14 protein-coding genes are annotated in these 16,705 nt (G+C 61.2%); 2 read left to right on the forward strand and 12 right to left on the reverse strand.

The features are described from left to right. Positions 1-127: 127 nt before the first annotated feature. The 5 genes from L0U83_RS36825 to L0U83_RS40755 all read right to left on the reverse strand — a co-directional run bounded on the left by L0U83_RS36825 (position 128) and on the right by L0U83_RS40755 (position 7,492). Positions 128-445, reverse strand: a complete 318-nt coding sequence (locus L0U83_RS36825; protein ID WP_233889358.1) for a hypothetical protein — start codon at positions 443-445, stop codon at positions 128-130. Between the two features lie 384 nt (positions 446-829). Then, positions 830-4,642 carry a chemotaxis protein CheB gene (locus tag L0U83_RS36830; RefSeq protein WP_233889360.1) on the reverse strand — a complete coding sequence of 1,271 codons (3,813 nt, stop codon included), beginning with the start codon at positions 4,640-4,642 and terminating at the stop codon, positions 830-832. Positions 4,643-4,731: 89 nt separating this feature from the next. After that, on the reverse strand, positions 4,732-4,935 hold the full coding sequence (locus L0U83_RS36835; RefSeq protein ID WP_233889361.1) for a ribbon-helix-helix domain-containing protein: 204 nt from the start codon (positions 4,933-4,935) through the stop codon (positions 4,732-4,734). Between the two features lie 175 nt (positions 4,936-5,110). Further along, on the reverse strand, positions 5,111-5,467 hold the full coding sequence (locus L0U83_RS36840; RefSeq protein WP_233889364.1) for a response regulator: 357 nt from the start codon (positions 5,465-5,467) through the stop codon (positions 5,111-5,113). Positions 5,468-6,226: 759 nt separating this feature from the next. Beyond that, positions 6,227-7,492, reverse strand: a complete 1,266-nt coding sequence (locus L0U83_RS40755; protein ID WP_233889366.1) for a leucine-rich repeat domain-containing protein — start codon at positions 7,490-7,492, stop codon at positions 6,227-6,229. Positions 7,493-7,747: 255 nt separating this feature from the next. On the opposite strand from L0U83_RS40755, the gene L0U83_RS36850 reads away from it, so the two are divergent. Beyond that, on the forward strand, positions 7,748-7,888 hold the full coding sequence (locus L0U83_RS36850; protein ID WP_233889368.1) for a hypothetical protein: 141 nt from the start codon (positions 7,748-7,750) through the stop codon (positions 7,886-7,888). 272 nt (positions 7,889-8,160) lie between these two features. Here the strand turns inward: L0U83_RS36850 and L0U83_RS36855 are convergent, their stop codons facing one another. From L0U83_RS36855 to L0U83_RS36880, 6 genes are all read right to left on the reverse strand, one after another. Beyond that, positions 8,161-8,394, reverse strand: coding sequence for a hypothetical protein (locus tag L0U83_RS36855; RefSeq protein WP_233889369.1), 234 nt, complete (start codon positions 8,392-8,394; stop codon positions 8,161-8,163). 133 nt (positions 8,395-8,527) lie between these two features. After that, positions 8,528-9,796: an RNA polymerase sigma factor gene (locus L0U83_RS36860; RefSeq protein WP_233889370.1), complete on the reverse strand. Its 1,269-nt coding sequence runs from the start codon at positions 9,794-9,796 to the stop codon at positions 8,528-8,530. Next, positions 9,793-10,164, reverse strand: a complete 372-nt coding sequence (locus L0U83_RS36865; RefSeq protein ID WP_233889371.1) for a YciI family protein — start codon at positions 10,162-10,164, stop codon at positions 9,793-9,795. Before L0U83_RS36865 ends, L0U83_RS36860 begins: the two co-directional genes overlap by 4 nt. A 2,084-nt stretch (positions 10,165-12,248) precedes the next feature. Further along, entirely contained in the window at positions 12,249-12,983 is a 735-nt protein-coding gene (locus L0U83_RS36870) for a lytic transglycosylase domain-containing protein (protein ID WP_233889374.1), read from the reverse strand. A gap of 181 nt (positions 12,984-13,164) precedes the next feature. After that, entirely contained in the window at positions 13,165-13,767 is a 603-nt protein-coding gene (locus L0U83_RS36875; RefSeq protein WP_233889375.1) for a rhomboid family intramembrane serine protease, read from the reverse strand. Positions 13,768-13,831: 64 nt separating this feature from the next. After that, positions 13,832-15,115: a polyhydroxyalkanoate depolymerase gene (locus L0U83_RS36880; protein ID WP_233889388.1), complete on the reverse strand. Its 1,284-nt coding sequence runs from the start codon at positions 15,113-15,115 to the stop codon at positions 13,832-13,834. A 389-nt stretch (positions 15,116-15,504) separates the two neighbouring features. Here L0U83_RS36880 and L0U83_RS36885 point away from each other — a divergent pair, with 389 nt between their 5' ends. After that, complete coding sequence (locus L0U83_RS36885) at positions 15,505-15,852, forward strand: hypothetical protein (protein WP_233889390.1); 348 nt, start codon at positions 15,505-15,507, stop codon at positions 15,850-15,852. A gap of 293 nt (positions 15,853-16,145) precedes the next feature. Here L0U83_RS36885 and L0U83_RS36890 read toward each other — a convergent pair whose 3' ends face one another. Next, positions 16,146-16,619, reverse strand: a complete 474-nt coding sequence (locus L0U83_RS36890; RefSeq protein WP_233889392.1) for a hypothetical protein — start codon at positions 16,617-16,619, stop codon at positions 16,146-16,148. Positions 16,620-16,705 lie beyond the last annotated feature (86 nt).

Genomic DNA, 16,705 nt, shown 5'->3' on the forward strand with positions numbered 1-16,705 from the left:
AATCCTGCCACAGCAACTGGGGCGCGCCTACGTCACTGTATCAGATAGGACTTCGGCGGCACGTCCGCTGGATCTCTCGAAAAGACCTCGATCCATGCGGCGATAGGTGGCTGCGAACCCTGTACGGCTAAACAGCGATCGAACCACACGCGTATTGCGACGCCAGGTCGCAGCGTCTCAACTTGGTTGTCGCCACCAAATGCGTGTAGAAAACTGCACCAGGCAGAATACGAACGGTCTTCTCGTGTTTCCCATCGGTGCTCTTGACAACCAGAACCGCACGGTCACTTGAGACCAGTCGTCCAACAAGGTTTGGAGGCGATGCAGCTTTCCCACCATCAGGAGTCGGAAACCGGCAGCTTGCAAGCGCCTGGATCTGGATAGAAAAGGCGGCGACGCTCATCACGGTGAGAGCGATTCGTCTGAGACGCACCAGCATTTTCATTGCCGCAGATCGTCCTGCGTAGGGAGCGCGCCGGGGCGGCTGCCCGAGGGTCCGCTTCTGGGCGCGCAGCGGTCGTCGGGCTGCGCGAACCGAATGACCCTTCGTGGCCGGTTTCACCCGCTGAGCTTTGATGCCACAACGCAGCCGCTCGCGCCCGGGAATGTTTTGAACGACAGCTAACGGCGAGGTCGGCGAGCGCTCGCGATCGGCCAGTTGCAGCCATTCGCACACGGATGAGTTCGGTCATCGAAACGGCAGACTGACGTCGGACAGCGGTCGTTCGCCAAGTTCCTGTCTAGGAAGACTCGCCGCTCCGGCGGTTTCTTTTATCGAGGCGACGCTGACTCATGGATTTGTGCAGATAGACAAGCGTCCGAGACATCGCTATCGATAGGCCGGTCCAGCGCTACGTGACGATGCGATCAACTGGCTCAAATGAGCCAGGCCGGCCGGCTTGACGAGATAATGATCGAACCCCGCCTGCCTCGCGCGTTCGCGATACTCCTCTCCCGCGTAGCCACTCACCGCGATCAGCAAGGTGTCCGCGAAACGGGGCATCGCGCGCAACTGGCGCGCGACTTCGTAGCCATCCATCTCTGGCAGCCCGATGTCGAGCACGATGACATCCGGCTGAAACTCCGTCGCGCATTGCAAGGCGGATCTACCGTTCGAGGCGACCTTCACCTCGTGCCTGTCGAGCTTGAGTATCATCGCGGTGCTCTCGCCCGCATCGGGATTATCGTCAACGACAAGAATTCTTTGTGCCGCGACGACTGGACGCTCCCGCGGCGCGTCGGGGATTGATGGTAGAGGCGTACTGATATGCGATGGCGCCGGAAGCCGGACAACGAGCGTGCTGCCGCGGCCAGGGCCGGCGCTGGAGGCCTGAACGGTTCCGTGATGCAGTCCGACCAGCTTTTGCACGAGCGCGAGACCCAGGCCCAATCCCGCGGACGTGCGATCCAGCGAGCGCTCCGCCTGCACGAAGAGGGTGAAGATGGTCGGCAGAAAGTCCGCGGCCATGCCAATGCCGTTGTCGGCGACCGTCAGCACAGCCTCATCGCCATCGCGGGCGAGCGCGACCTCGATGGCGCCATCTGGGGGGGTGTATTTGACGGCATTGCTGAGCAGATTGGTCACGATCTGCTCGAGGCGAATGGCATCGCCCTCGACTGCCACGACCTCAGGCGGCAGGGCGAGCGTGACCTTATGCCGGCGTGCGTCGATCTCTGCCCGCATCGCGGCAACGCCGTGCTGCACGACTTCAGCGAGATTGACGGGCTGCACATTGAGCTTGATGATGCCGCGCGTAATGCGTGACACATCCAGGAGGTCGTCAACCAGACCGATCTCGTGATCAAGCTGGCGCCTCGCAAGCGCTCGCGCTTGCCGTTGTGTTTCCTGGTCGATGTTCTCGTGCCCCCAAACCTCGACGGCGTTAGCAATCGCCGCAAGCGGGTTGCGCAGTTCGTGTGCGAGCATTGCAAGAAAATCGTCCTTCTGGTGATCGGCGGTTTCCAGTCGTTGCACCGCGAGTCGATGCTCGGTCGTGTCTTCGATGGTCAGCAGGATGCGCGCGTGGCCCCGGCCCACCACGCGGGCGCCGTTCAGTCGCATCGTACGCACGCCAATGCGCGGGAAATCATGCGTGATCTGGAAATCCCGGACGACAGTCTGCTCAGGCAGGACCTCCTCGAGCAGGTCACGCAGACCTGGGATATTCCATTGCCCGTTGCCCAGCGTATAAAGCAGCGCACCGATCGTATCCTCGGGGCTCGTCTGGAAAGTGCTGTAGAACGCATGGTTGGCCCGCGTTATGCGCAGGTCGGATTCCAGCACGAGCAGCGGCTCCGCCATCGTGTCGATGATCGCGTCGGCATAGTCGCGCGCAAGTGCGACTTCGTCGTGCAGCACCCTGAGTTCGTGATTGCGGTAGCGCAACTCGTCGTTGGTGGTCGACAGCTCCTCGTTGAGCGACTGAAGTTCTTCCTTGGCGGTCTCGAGTTCTTCGTTGGTGCTCTGGAATTCCTCGTTGCTCGAGAGTAGTTCTTCCTCGCTGGATTTGAGCTCCTCACGCGCACTTTCGTGCTCTTCGAGCATGGTTCGGATCTGCGTGCGCATCGCACCCAGTTCGGTCATCAGGCGCGCAATTTCCTCGTCCCTGGGATCAGGATGTTGCGCGGAAACCCGGCGTCCCAGCCGTTGAGTGATCGCCTGCCGCAACAGCGCCTTGAGGGGCACCTGGCCACCCGGACCATCCGCATCCCTGGCCCCGCTCTCGAAAAAAATCAGGAACCAGCGGCCCTCAATGCCTGCCGTCTGGACCGGATGCACTTCCACGCTCGCCGTCTGCGGCCCGTTCGTTCCCGACGTGCGCAATCCCGTCGTGCGCACCACCACACCGTCCTGCCGGACCTTCCTGACCCCTTCGCTGACGGCCAGATAAACCTCGGGCCTCGCAAGCCGCTGGAGGTTGCTGGTGGGCGGGCCGCTGGGATTGACCAGCCAGGCAGAGGTATCCCCGCGATATTCGACGATGTTCAGGTCGTCGTCGCAGAGCACCGAAGACGGCGCATACCGCGCAAGCGTAATGCGGTCGACTTCGGATCGAAGTGACGACGCTTCGCGCGGCTCGGACCGGCTCTCCCGTGCGCCTTCTGCAGCGACAGCTGGCACGGCCCGCGTCGAATGAAGGCGCACCTGCGCCGGCGGTCCCAGCCGCGGCTTCTTGCTGTACAGTCTGCTGCGCCGGTTTTCGATGACACCAAAGAGTTCAGAGAAAGCGCCGACCGTCTCCGAGGACCCAAGCATCAGCACGCCGTCGGGTTTCAACGCGTAATGAAAAAGCGGCATGACATTTCGCTGCGCCTGGCCACTCAGGTAGATCAGCAGGTTCCGGCAGCTCACGAGGTCCATCCTCGAAAATGGCGGATCGCTCAACACATCGTGGCGCGAAAACGTGCACAGGTCCCTGACCTGTTTATCGATGCAGTAATACTCCCCCTCGCGCACAAAGAACCGTTCCAGCCGTTCCGGCGACACATTGCGGGCGATGTTCTCAATGTACCGGCCTGTGCGTGCGACTTCGAGCGCCTCCGCGCTGATATCGGTGCCGAAGATCTGCACCGTCGTGGTTGCTGCATGCTCACCGAGGTACTCGATCAGGCATATCGCGATAGAGTAGACCTCCTCGCCGGTCGCACAGCCGGGCACCCAGATCCTGAACGGGTCGGTGGATTCCTTGCCGGCAACGAGGCGCGGAAAGACTGTCTGGGTCAGGACTTCGAATGTTTCAGGATCCCTGAAGAACTCCGTCACCTGAATGAGCAGATCCCGTCCCAGCGCGAGCGTTTCGGCCGGGTCGGACTCCAGCACGGTGACGTAGTCTGCCACCGATGTGACCTGCCGTAACGCCATGCGGCGCGCGAGCCTGCGCTGGACGGTGCCGTTCTTGTAGCGGCTGAAATCAATGTTGCAGGCCTGCCGGAGCAGGCGGAATATCGCGCGCAGACTCGTTTCGGCAGGCTCGGACGACGTGCCTGTTGCGGCGGCAGGCACTGACCTCAGGTAGGGGTGGCGCCCGATTGCGATGATTTCCTTCGCGATATCACGCGGGGCAAGCACGCGATCGACGCATCCCTTGCTGATCGCCGCGTGCGGCATGCTGTTGAAGTGCGCTGTCCCCTCGTCCTGGGCAAACGTAATGCCACCTTCGCGCTGGATTGCCTGCAGCCCCAGGGCGCCGTCCGAGCCGCTGCCCGACAGCACCACTCCGATGGCGTTGGAACCTTGATCCATCGCGAGGGAATCCAGCAGATCATCGACGGGCATCGGTGGCCCGATCGTCGCGTCTCTCGGTCGCAACCGGATGCGGCGCTGTGCAACCGACATGCTCGTGTTCGCGGGAATGACGTACAGGTGGTTGACCTCAATATCCATGCCGTCGGCGGCTTCAACAACCGGCATGGATACGCGCCTGGCCAGGATCTCAGGAAGAATACTGTGGCGGGACGGATCCAGATGCTGCACCACCAGAAATGCCATGCCACTGGCAACTGGAATGTCGGCCATGAGTTCGGAGATCGCCTCGAGCCCGCCCGCGGAAGCGCCAATTCCGACCAGCGGAAAGGTTGGCGACGTCGATTCGTCCGACTCTGTCGCAGATTGGGTCACGTCGTCTCCAGTGATGCCATACATGTCTGGCCGTTGCTCGTGCGGAACGATTGCCGCATGTGAGCGCGTTTATCTCAAGCGATAGTGGGTCTACTGACGCGTCTCGCGGCTTCTTAGGCTTCGCGCCGGGCGTCGGCACTTCCCGGCACTTCAAGGGACCGGCTGCTGCGAGCTTCTTCCTCATCGATCCAGGCTGCGAGCGCCTGACGGATGATCCAGCCACGCGAGCGGTCAAGACGTTCGGCAAGGCGGTCGACCCTTTCCGCCAGGGCGAGCGGGACGTGCGCAGTAAGCACGCGGGTAGTCGCATCGGGCATGGCGCTCCCCTTCATTTGCCGGCATTGACCAGGACGTGAGGTGCCATCCGCAGGGACCAATGAGCGACCGCCGATCGTCGCCCCGCACATTGCCACCTGCCCGAATTATAGCCGTGCCAATCACTTTGATTCGAACCGATTAATCTTCAGCGCAGCTGGACGTTTGCATGGCTCGTCATGTGTGGGTCATCGCATGGATCATCCGTATAAGGTCGTTTGGCGTCCCTCCCTTCTGGCAATATCCATCAAAGCCAACAGGCATCCCCCTAGCCTGGACTTCGCTTTCATCGAGTGCGGTAAAAGCCACGATGACCGCACCGCGCGTTGGCGGGAGCCGCCTGAGTACACGTGCTGTCGAGAATCCGTCATGCCGCGACATATTGATGTCCAGCACAATGACGTCCGGCACCCAGTAACGGCTGCACTCCATCGCCTGTATTCCGCTTGCCACGAAGCGCGCGTCCATGGCCCCTTGGCCGAGCGCGGCCGTCAGCGCGGCTCCTGATGCCGTGTTATCGTCGACGACCAACACGCTCGGAACACTCCCGGCAAATTTGACCGATCGGTTTGTCCATATGCCGCAGCGAGCCACGTCATTTCCTCGTTGTCGACATAGGGTTGTCCTCTGAGGCGCATGGCGTGTGCCAGGGGAGCGATGGACGCACAAGAAAGAGCTCGGCACTCCATCGCGCTCGCACGAAATGTCTCCGAGGGAGAATTGCCGCGCGAGCCAGCGTTTTCCGCCGACCCTCGTCGTACCGACACCCTCGTTCAATAGGCCGCTACTGCACTGGAAGCAGCCGTCTTGTCTACCTCTGCGGATCGAATGTATTGAGGCGATCGGCTGTCCAGTCGAACGCCCTCAACTCCGCTCATTTCTCCACGCATTATTTCGGATGCCTTATTATTTAAAAGTGAAAGCACATTGTCGGCGAAATGACGGACGTCGACGCTTGTGCGTTCGACGGCGCGGTCAACCCCATCTCATTCTCGCGGACCGCACGACACGCTGGGAATATTCGATGCCCCATTTCGTTTTAGCAGGATGCGAGTCGCACGAAGCAAGGCTGCGCTGTGGCTGCGTGACGAGCGAGCGTGCGAGCAGACTGCCATTGAACGGTCACATTGCGTCGTCCTGAAGAAGTCATGCCGCTCGATGTTACGCACGGAGCTCCAGCCATATCAGGCCTGTAGCGCGTCCGCATGGAGGAGTCTTTTCCGAAGCCGCACGCGGCACGCGGGAGGGAGGCGCCAGTGACAGATAGTCGTGCGAGCGGGGCAAACCGGGTGGTCACCATACAACTCGAGTGTTTGGTAAGGCCGCTTTGAGTTCATCGACGTTCCGGGCCTTGGTGCCATAGAGAACAAGCTCCCGCAGCCCGGTCAGGCCTTTCAGTACGTCGACGTCCCTGACTGGCGTGTTCGCGAGATAGAGCTCTTGTAGCCCCTTCAGTCTCTTCAGCGCGTCGATGTCGTGAACGTCGGTGCGAAAGAGATTGAGTGTTCGAAGGGCAGTAAGATTGCTCAGCGCATCAATGTTCTCGACGCGGGTGTCGGAGAGATTGAGCCTTTGCAGGCCAGTCAGGCCTTTCAGTGCATCGATGTTCGTGACTTGCGTGCGGGCAAGAACGAGTGTTTCCAACTCGCGCAATCCCCGCATCGCCTCGATATTCTCGACTTTGGAGCCGTCGAGCGCGAGCGTCTTCAGGTGTGGCATGCCCATCAGCACATCGATGTCACGAACAGACGTGTTCGCGAGATAAAGCGCTTGAAGATCGCGAAGATTCTTCAAGGGATCGAGGCGCTCGACTTGCGTCTCGTTGAGATCGAGCGTTGTCAACGTGGTCAATTGACCGAGTGGCTCAATGTCCCTGACATTTCTCGCACCACCCAGTTTGAGTGCTTCCAGACGAGGTAGCTTCGCCAGCGCTTCGAGGTCCCGAACCTGCGTATCCCGAAGATCGAGTTGGCGCAACTCAGTCAAGTCCCTCAGCGCTTCGAGATTCGAAACGCGGGTGTCCCAGAGATTGAGCAACTGGAGACCGGTCGACTCTCGAAGCGCATCGATGTTCTGGACCTGGGTGCGGTGTATCACGAGTCTTTTCAGGGAACGCATTCCCTTCAGCACGTCGATGTTCCAGACCGGAGTGCCAGTGAGGTCGAGCGATACCACATCATCCAGCTCTTTCAGCGAGTCGATGTTATCAACGGAGCTGCCCGCCAGACTCAATTCGAGTTTCAGGTGCAGCTTGGCTAGATGGGTGACCGCGGCGGCGAGCTGAGACGTTGTCACTGTCGGTTTTGCCCGCAATGCCAGGCATCCCGACTCTGGTGTGGCAGTTAAATCGCCTCCGTCATCGCACGCGCCCGTGAAAAATCCCAGGCCGCTCAGCGCCCGTTCGTCCAGTTTTTCCCGATCAGGGGCGAAGACCACCAACAGGCTCACGAGCAAAAGGCCGATGCCGCCGCAGAGGGCCCAAAGTCTGACAGGACGCGAGACCGAAGTGCGCGCGCCGTCGGTAACTGGCTTTGAGTTGGACGGTGGGGTGTCGGCCACGGCGGGCTCCGTTTGTCTTGGGTAGCCTCATTTATACACGAAGACCGAGGGCGCAATTCCCCGTCAATTGCGGCCCCACGCCGTGGCACAAGATCGCAACGAAGGCTGGCGAGCGCCAAACACGCATCCATCCGTAAGCAATGTCCATAGCTGCAGCTCTATCACTCAATTGAGCGACCGTTTACGCGCTACCGCGATGTTGCGAATGCGATCAGAGCGGTACGTGTTGACAAATTTATTGCCACTGAAAACGGGATGCAAATCACACTAGACGGGGCAAAGTCGATCTATCGCCAGGCGATTGTCCCGCGCGCAAGCGAAGGAGACGGGGCGCCGTGGTGGAATCAGGTTGCAGACGAGGTTCGCGATGTGGTCGCCAGCTCGCTCGGCGAGTGAGGCCGCTACAGTGATCGAATGGTGGCATCACGACGGGACTCTCGTATGCGACACGCCCCGCGAAGCGGCTAAGCGATGGTGTCACTGAGTATTCAGTTCCGGGCCGAAGCTGTCACTGATTGACAGGGCAAATTGTCCGGTTGGGGAGCACCAACAGAAACCCGCCGGTCCTCGCGGGAGGACGTGGCAGGCGGGTGTTGCAGGTGGATATTACAGGCCCATGCCAAGCGACGGAGCCTCGCGCCACGACGCCTCGGCACGGCGGTGCCGAATCAGTTGTCGTCGCTTCTGGACGGGAGATGCTCGTGAGGCTCGGGCTCGGCCGCGTCGGCGTCAGGCAGGTCGTCGGGAACCGGATTTTGCAGGCCCGTCGGACCGGATGGGCGATCGGGCTGGCGAGTCGCGCCGGCGGAAGGGCGCGCGGTGTCGGGAGCGGTGCCGGGAGCGGTGCCGGACGGATGGGAGATCATGATGGGCTCCTGCGCTGATGAATGCAGCACGATCATGATAGGCCGCCTGGCCGGTCCGGGGGAGACGCGCAGGCAAGCCGGGGAAAACAGTCGGCGCGGCCGCTCAAACTCCAAACATGATCTGTAGTGTCAAGCGTTCCATTGTGGACGTTCGCATAGCCACGCGTCCCTAGCTGCTCGCCGATGCAAGCTCAAGTTTCTTGCGCTGCAGGAACCGGCGCACGGCCGGATCACGCTCGAGGCCGATCGCAAGATCGTACGCGTCAAGCGCTTCGGTCGTAGCGCCGGCGCGCGCGAGGAGATTGGCGCGTGCCGCCCAGTATGGCTGGTAGTCAGTCAGCCGCGGATCGTTCGCATACGGCGCGAGCGCGTCGAGCGCCGCCTGTGGGCCGTCGCGTTCCGCCAGTGCGAGTGCGCGGTTCACCGCGACCACGGGCGAAGCTGCAATGGCGAGCAGCCCATCATAGAGTTGCACGATCTCGTCCCAGTTCGGGCAATGCGATCGGCAGCGATGCACATGCGCTGACTGCAGCGCGGCCTCGAGTTGAAAGCGACCGATTGAATTTAACGCGTTCGCGCGCCGCAGCAGTGCGTTGGCTGCGTCGATCATCGGTGCGTTCCATGTTGCCGGGTCCTGGGCCGACAGCGGCACGTACTCGCCGGCCGCATCGCGTCGGGCATCGCGCCGCGCCTGCGCAAACAGCATCAGCGCAAGGAGACCCAGCGTCTCCGGTTCCTCGGGCAGCAGTTCGACGAGCAATTGTGCAAGATACAGCGCCTCGTCGGCTAGATCGCGCCGTTCGGTATCGCCGCCGACCGGATCCGTCCAACCTTCCGCATACGCTGCATAAACAGCTTCAAGCACTGAGTCGAGCCGGCCGGGCAGTTCCTCACGCTCGGGCACGCTAAACGGAATGCCCGCTTCGCGGATCTTGGTCTTCGCGCGCACGAGGCGCTTGCTCATGGCGGCGGGAGACATCAGAAACGCGGATGCAATCGTCTTCGCTTCCAGGCCCAGCACTACCTGGAGCATCAGCGGCGTGCGAATCGCGGCCTCGAGCGCAGGGTGAGTGCACGCAAAGAGCAGTGCGAGCCGCCGGTCGGGCAACGCGCCGGGTTCACACTCGTCGATCTCTTCCGCGAGGATCGCGAGCTGGTTCACCACCGCGTCGCCGACATGGCGATGGCGTGCGCCATCTATCGCCCGGCGGCGCGCAACGGTCATCAGCCAGGCTTCGGGGCTCGCGGGGCAGCCGTGCTCCGGCCAGTCCGTGAGCGCCGCCGCAAACGCGTCGGCGAGTGCGTCCTCGGCCGCGGCGACGTCGCGCGTGCGCATCGCCAACAGCGCGACGAGCTTGCCATAACTACGGCGCGCGACTGCCTCGGCAATGGAATGTGCGGCGGCGTCAGGGTGACGGTCGCCGCCGGACTGGCTCATGCAGCAGATGGCGCATCGTACGGAGCGGTCCAGACCGGGCGCACTTCCATGATGCCGTGAGCCGCGCCGGGACACCGCGACGCCCACGCCATCGCCGCGTCCAGGTTGGGCACGTCGATCAGGTAGTAGCCCGCGAGCTGCTCCTTCGAATCGGAATACGGTCCGTCGAGCACTTGCGGCTTGCCGTCGACCAGCCGCACGGTCGTGGCGGTATTCGTGTGCTGCAGCCGGTTGGCACCCACCAGTGCCCCCGCTTTCTGGAGCGATTCGGTGTATGCGTGATAGGCGGCGACGCCTTGCTGTCGCTCACTGTCGGTCATCTGGTTCCAGCCGTTTTCTTGCGAATAGATCATCAAGAGGTATTCCATTTGAGCCTCCCGTCTTGGGGTTGAGGCGGATGAATTACATCGTGCCGCCATCATAATGACGCTCGTACGTCATGCTGACGGACAAGGCGCATCAAAAAAATCGCGGAGGGCAAATGTCGAGCGGGAGCAGCAAAGGGTCGACGATTCAACGCAACTAACGGCCTGTCAGATTCGGATGCACGCAGCGCCATACGGCGACACGAGCTGTCCGGCAACGGGCGAAGGTGTGGCACACATGCATGAACGGAACGTAGTTTTCAGAACGTATCTGCAGGAACGATCTCTCGGAAAACGCCAGGCGACCTCTCGATGCGTCATGCCGTGACCAGATCGAGCGATTGGCGGGAATGTCGAACGACGTGCCGCTGCGGGAAACGAAGCGCAGAGAGCGAATCTCTGCGCACTCTATATGCAGTATCAACTGAGAATTGGCGGCAATTCCCGTCGCTGCGAGTTCGGCAGCACCTTCGGTTGCATCGGCTTCGTTTCGACGACGAGGCGATGATGCGGCACCGGATGACCGGCAGCAGTTGCAAGCGAACGTCGCGAGCCGTCACTGTGCGGCGGTATCTTTGCCGCCAGGCGCGCGCCAGCGATCGGGTTGTGCTGGGTGTTGTCCTTACTGCTGCTGGCTGACGTGCGATGCGGCGGCGCGTCCCTTGTCGTTCGCGCGACAGTACTCGGCGCATGCCAAACGTTTGCGCGACGGCCATAGCTAAACGCGTGATGCGATCCACCCTCCGGCGCGTGTGCGGCAGCAACCGGCTCATGCCGAACGTTGCGGACAATCTGCCCGGTCACGACGTGACCTGTATGGTTCCCCGAGTCTTTCGGCCAAAGTCCAAGCATCGCTGCCCCCGCCTTGAGCGCTCCGTCGTCATCCTGGTCTTTATGATCGGCCGACGGCGGCGCAGGGCGGGCTGCCGCGGCGCGCGGTCCAGCGCCCGCAGGCTGGCAAACACACGCGTTGCCCACAGTCGCCCCGACCGCAATCTGACTTGTTGCTTCGGCCTGTCTCGCGACTGCACCGTGCCGCGCATTCGGCGGCGTCCATTGTTCGCGATACTCGACGGCCGCCACGGCCGCCGACGTCACACTCATTGCCGCAACTGCCGTTACCGCTATCATTGTCGCGCGCACGACATGTCCCCTTGTAGTTTGATTTCTGCGCCACCCGGGCGGCGATTATACCTATTCAGCATCAGAGACCGGCAAGCGCTTTCGAAGCAGAAAAAAGGGGTGCATTCCCTGTCGGCTTACCTGAACGGGAGTGAGTTCTTGATGGGGCGGAATATGGGGGGCGCGTAAGCGTCACGACCGAGCTTATGCTTCTAGTCCACACGATAGACCGGGAACATCGCAAGGTATCCGTCAGCGTAACCCGTCAGCGGAGGAAGGCTGGCATGCAGTGGAAAATCAGTGACCAATGCTCCCGCGTGAAAAGCTAACTGTCCGACAATCACCTTGGGTCTCATCTTGTTTGACCGGGAAGCGCGGCCCAGCGTCCGGCTCCGGAGGAAAGTCCTCGATCCCAGCTGCACGCATTGCCGTCGCCAGGTTGCGTCGACGGGTCATTGTGCCGGCAACCGAAGGCGTGGCTTCCAGTTCATCACGCAACTAACCGTCCTCGCCGCCTGTGCACCGCAAGCGCCGGTTCCCGGCACGTTACACCAGTCAGCAGGGTTGACGGCGCGCGCCCGTTTGCCCGGCCCGTGCCGGATGCCCGCCGCGTCGAGGTCCGCGCGTATCCGGCATTTTGCCGTTGAGGTGACGTTTCATGCGGGTTCCGCTGGAAAGGAACGTCCCGTTCTTTTTCTCTTGTAACAGAGCCCGAAAACGAGCGTATTACGAAGAAGGAAGAGTATGGAACCCACACGCGCGAAAGTCCTCACCCCAGCCAAGTTCCGTCACCTCCTCCGCGTGACCGAAGCTACCAGTCGCTTTCCTGAGTGGCTCGACGAAGCGCGAACCGTTCTGCGATCGGACCTGGCCACGTTGAGGGCACGACGCGAAGAACAGTTTCTCCGGCTGAATGGCCTGGTCACCAGCCACCAGATCAGTTGAATTGCTGCCCGCTGATGAAGTCACGTCCCGGGCTGGTAGGCCGCGCGTTGAGCCGAGACAACGCCGCCACCGTAATCACCCATGCGTGACATCACCGATGGCGCGTAGGACAGCGTTTGCATCGGATCCAGGCTGAGACCCTTGCGGTCGAGGTTGCCTTCCCCCCAGTTGTAGGCGCGTAGCGTTGACGTGAGATCGCCCCCATAGTGGCGAATCAGCCCGGAAAGTTTTTGTGCGGCCGCCCACGCAGATTGCGAGGTATTCATCGGGTCGACGTGATATTCCCTTGCGGTCGTCGGCATTAACTGGAACAAGCCCCGGGCACCGGCGTAACTGACCGCGCGGGCGTTGCCTGACGATTCCTGCTGGGCGAGCGCTGCGAGCAATCCAGTTGGCAGTGCGAATCTCTGCTCCATGGCAGCAAAGTTTAGCTTTGAAGCCCAGACTTGAACGGCGGCGTTGAGCCTGCCGGGACGGCGAGACTGCACGGCGACTTCAGTCGCGCTCGCCAAACTTTGCGCCTCGGGCGGTGGCTTCCAGCCCGCCACCTGTCCGACGAAGATGACTCTCCTCGAACGCTCCTGTTCGCCACTGAGGTAGTCCTCGCTGTAAGCGAGCAACGCGACTCCCGCCAGAATTGGACTCAGAAGAATCATCGTCAGTGCACCGGCACAGCGCCGCAGCAGTGTGGTGAGACGACCCAGAGGCGGATGGGGTTCTGGAGTCCGGGTAGGGGTGCTCGGAAGGAAGGACATGTTGCCTCCGCAATAAAGCCGCACAGAGAGCAACAGGCGGATTGTTGACGCAGCCTGAAGCGTGCGCCGTGCCAGGTGCCTGGAGATGTGTCCCGGTGTCGCCAGTGAGTTTTCCCTCTATTTTGAAGAGCCCGCAATCAGGCGGCAGAAACAGCGACGGCGCTCCCGCGTCAATGCGCAATCAGGGCCGGGAGAGGCGCAATCCCGGCTGAAGTGTCAGGCGCGCTGCGAGGACTCCGCCGATCGCCCCGCCGAGATGGCTTTGCCACGAGATGCCGGGATAGATCGGCAGCACGCCGGACAGCAGGCTGATGCCGTAGGCGACCACGACGAAGAGCGCGACCAGCATGGCGAGGAAGTGACGTGTGTAGATGCCGCGTGCGACCAGATAGCCCGCGTAGCCGAAAACGAGTCCGCTCGCGCCGATATGGACGCTATATGGGGCGCCAAGAAGCCAGGCGCAGCACCCCGCGCCGAGCATGCCCCCCGCGGTCGCCACAACAAAATTGCCGATGCGCGGCCACATTGCGAGCCACCCGAGGACCACGAGGCCGCCCGAGTTCGCCATGATGTGGCCGAGGCTGGCGTGAAGCCACGGCGCGAACAGAATCCCCTGGAGGCCGGAGACGGTGCGCGGCACGACGCCGTGGTGGGTGAGGTGCAGCGACGGGAAGGCGGCGGACAGAAAGAAGACCGCCCACATCGAGCCGATAAAGAGTGCGAGCACCACGATCCGGCTCTCGATTTGCGCGGCGAAGCTTCGATTTTTCGCTGTGTTCGACATGGTCTGGTTATCGGAGCGCCACCCGCGGGGCACGCTGGCGAGGCTACAGATACCCTGTAATAGGTTACGCCACAAGCGCTTCGTCGAGTTCCGTGTTCTGCGCCGTGCCGTGATGTGCCAGAATGAAACTGCGGACCTGCGGATACACGACGGAATTCCAGCGTTTGCCCGAGAAAATCCCATAGTGTCCGCACTTCTCAGCCGTGAAGTGGCGTCTGTCATGCGCGGCGATACCCGTGCAGAGGTCGTGCGCGGCGCGCGTCTGGCCGTCGCCACTGATGTCGTCGAGTTCTCCTTCCATCGTCATCAGCGCCGTGCCCGTGATCGCCTGCGGCAGCACCGGTTCGCCGCGAACGGTCCACGTACCCTGCGCCAGGTGGAATTCCTGAAATACGGACTGGATCGTTTGCAGGTAATACTCGGCGCTCATGTCGAGCACCGCGTTGTATTCATCGTAGAAACGGCGATGCGACTCGGTGCTCTCCTCATCGCCGCGTACCAGGTTCAGGTAGTAGTCGTAGTGCGACTGCGCGTGCCTGTCCGGATTCATTGCGACGAACCCCATGTGCTGCAGAAAACCGGGATACACCTTGCGGCCGCTGCCGGGGTAACCAGCCGGAACCCGGTGGATGAGATTGTTCTCGAACCACGCGAGCGAGTGTTTCGTCGCGAGCGAATTGACCGCTGTGGGGCTTCTACGGGCGTCAACCGGGCCGCCCATCAAGATCATGCTGCGCGGCGTCGCCTCGCCGCGGCTCGCCATCAGCGAGATGGCTGCCAGCACGGGCACGGTAGGTTGGCAGACCGCGATCACGTGCAGGTTGCTTGCGCCAATGTGACGGATGAACGCCTGCAGGTACTCGATATAGTCGTCCAGATCGAACGAGCCGGCGCCGGCCGGGACCATGCGAGCATCGGTCCAGTCCGTGATATAGACCTTGTGGTCCTGCAGCAGCGTTCGCGCGGTTTCGCGCAGCAGCGTCGAGTGGTGACCGGAAAGCGGCGCGCACAACAGCACGACGGGTTCCTGCTTCATCTGCTCGATCGCAACCACGTCGTCGGCGTAGCGCTTGAAACGCAGCAGCCGGCAGAACGGCTTTTCGAGGATCGTCTGCTCCACGATCGGAACACGGCGGCCATCCCTGTCGATGTGCTGCAGATTGAACTCAGGTTTCCCGTAGGTTTTGCCGAGCCGGTAGGTCAGGTCGTAGCCTGCCGACAGGCTCGACGCACCGGGTACACTGGCCAGCGGGTTTGGAGGGTTCGCGAGTGAATCAGCAATCGCTTTCGTCCAGGCCGTAACGGGGGTGAGGAGCGCGCGGTGGAATTCGTGGGCGAAGTAAAGCATGGTGCGTTCCCCCTCAGGGAAAAATCCGGCGACGGCAAACAGCAGACACTTCGCTCAATGTCGCAGGCAACGATTGCCACGGCAGACCCCTGAGCGTTGGCATCGGACTCTACGGATGCAGACTTAACCGGGACTTAAGAGGCCGATTCAAAAGAAGCGGCGTGAAGAGGCTCCGGCAGGCGAGGGCGCACAAGGAATGAATTTATTTCGGATTACTGTTCAATTAGACGGTGCGGCGATCGAATGGGTCCGCCCGCGCCTTCGTTCGACGCGTTATTATGTGCGTGGGGCATTCCTCAAAAGCCGCCGACCGTCCGCGCGGGGTTGTCGCACAGGTTTGAACTCGCCGACTGCAATTTGGACAACTAGGAAAACGAGGGATAGGTGAAATGGATCGCGCTACTTCGTCGCGGCTGCGTCAATCTATTGATGACCTCGACCGCTTAATATTGACGCTTCCGCAAGAGAGTGATGGATTTATCTTCCTGACTCAGATCATCCAGCAGTTTCGGATTCTTCAGGACACGGTGACTGCGGGGGATGCCCGTGAAACTGTGTTTGTGTGTTCAGAGCAGATTGCATCGCTTGGGCGAGCGCGTGCTGCGTTCGCGCATTTTGGTGGTCTCGGCTTGTATGACCAAACCCTTGAAATTGTCACGGCTCTACAGAAGGAGGCGCACGTATTCGCCGCCATTCAGCCCCAACATCACAGCCCCCGCAAGATGATTCACGGTTAGTGATTGGGGAAGCGCCTGAACAGATCGGGGAATACCATGGGCGATCTTATCAACGACCGCATTTCGGAGCGAATTTTGCTCTTGACCTCCCATTTCCGCAACTCGAGGCCGACCTCGTGCAGTTGTTTAACTTGGACCGCGGTTGGTTTCTTGACTATCGGAAGCCTGTTGTGCGGCAGGTCCATGCCCTCAGCGTTGCGCATCTTCGGACGCTCAATGACCATGCGTCCGATTCCAACTGAGTCCGAGCGACGATACTCGCAGGAAATCCTGGCGCGGTAGGCGACCGGCAGCTACGTCGTGATTTCTGCAGCAGCGATTTTTTGCCTGGCATTGAGCAAGCCTTCCACCATTCTTGCTTCGGCCTTGGCAATACCGTCAAGAGACACCACGGCTAGCTGGCGACCGAAGAGTTCGAACGCCACACATACCCAGGAGTAGTCAGCATCATCCATCACCCAGGCGCCGTTTTCCTTCTCGGCAGCGTCGATATGCATCATCGCCGCGTGGGCTTCCTGTATGTCCGCAATTTCGTCTGGATAGTATCCGAGTCGGCACAACTCCTCGGCAATCAAAAGTTGTCGCTCCAAAGTCGTGAAGAGCTCGCGCGAGCCATGTCCTCGTCGAAACGCGTCCAGTACCGTGTAACACTGAAGGAGCATAGCCTGCGTTATGGGCTCATGGGCAGCCCGACTGAAAGTAAGTGCACGCAGCAATGGTGACATCGCCGGTCGGGCGTGTTTGCGGGTTCGTGATTTACCAGGCATGTTGATTTCGATCTCGTTGAATAACTCTCAGTTCTGCCACCGACGCAACGCTCACTGATAAAACCCGAGGGCGATATGCTGGCGGC

Origin of the sequence: Paraburkholderia flagellata, assembly GCF_021390645.1 — a bacterium.
Taxonomy (GTDB): Bacteria; Pseudomonadota; Gammaproteobacteria; order Burkholderiales; family Burkholderiaceae; genus Paraburkholderia; species Paraburkholderia flagellata.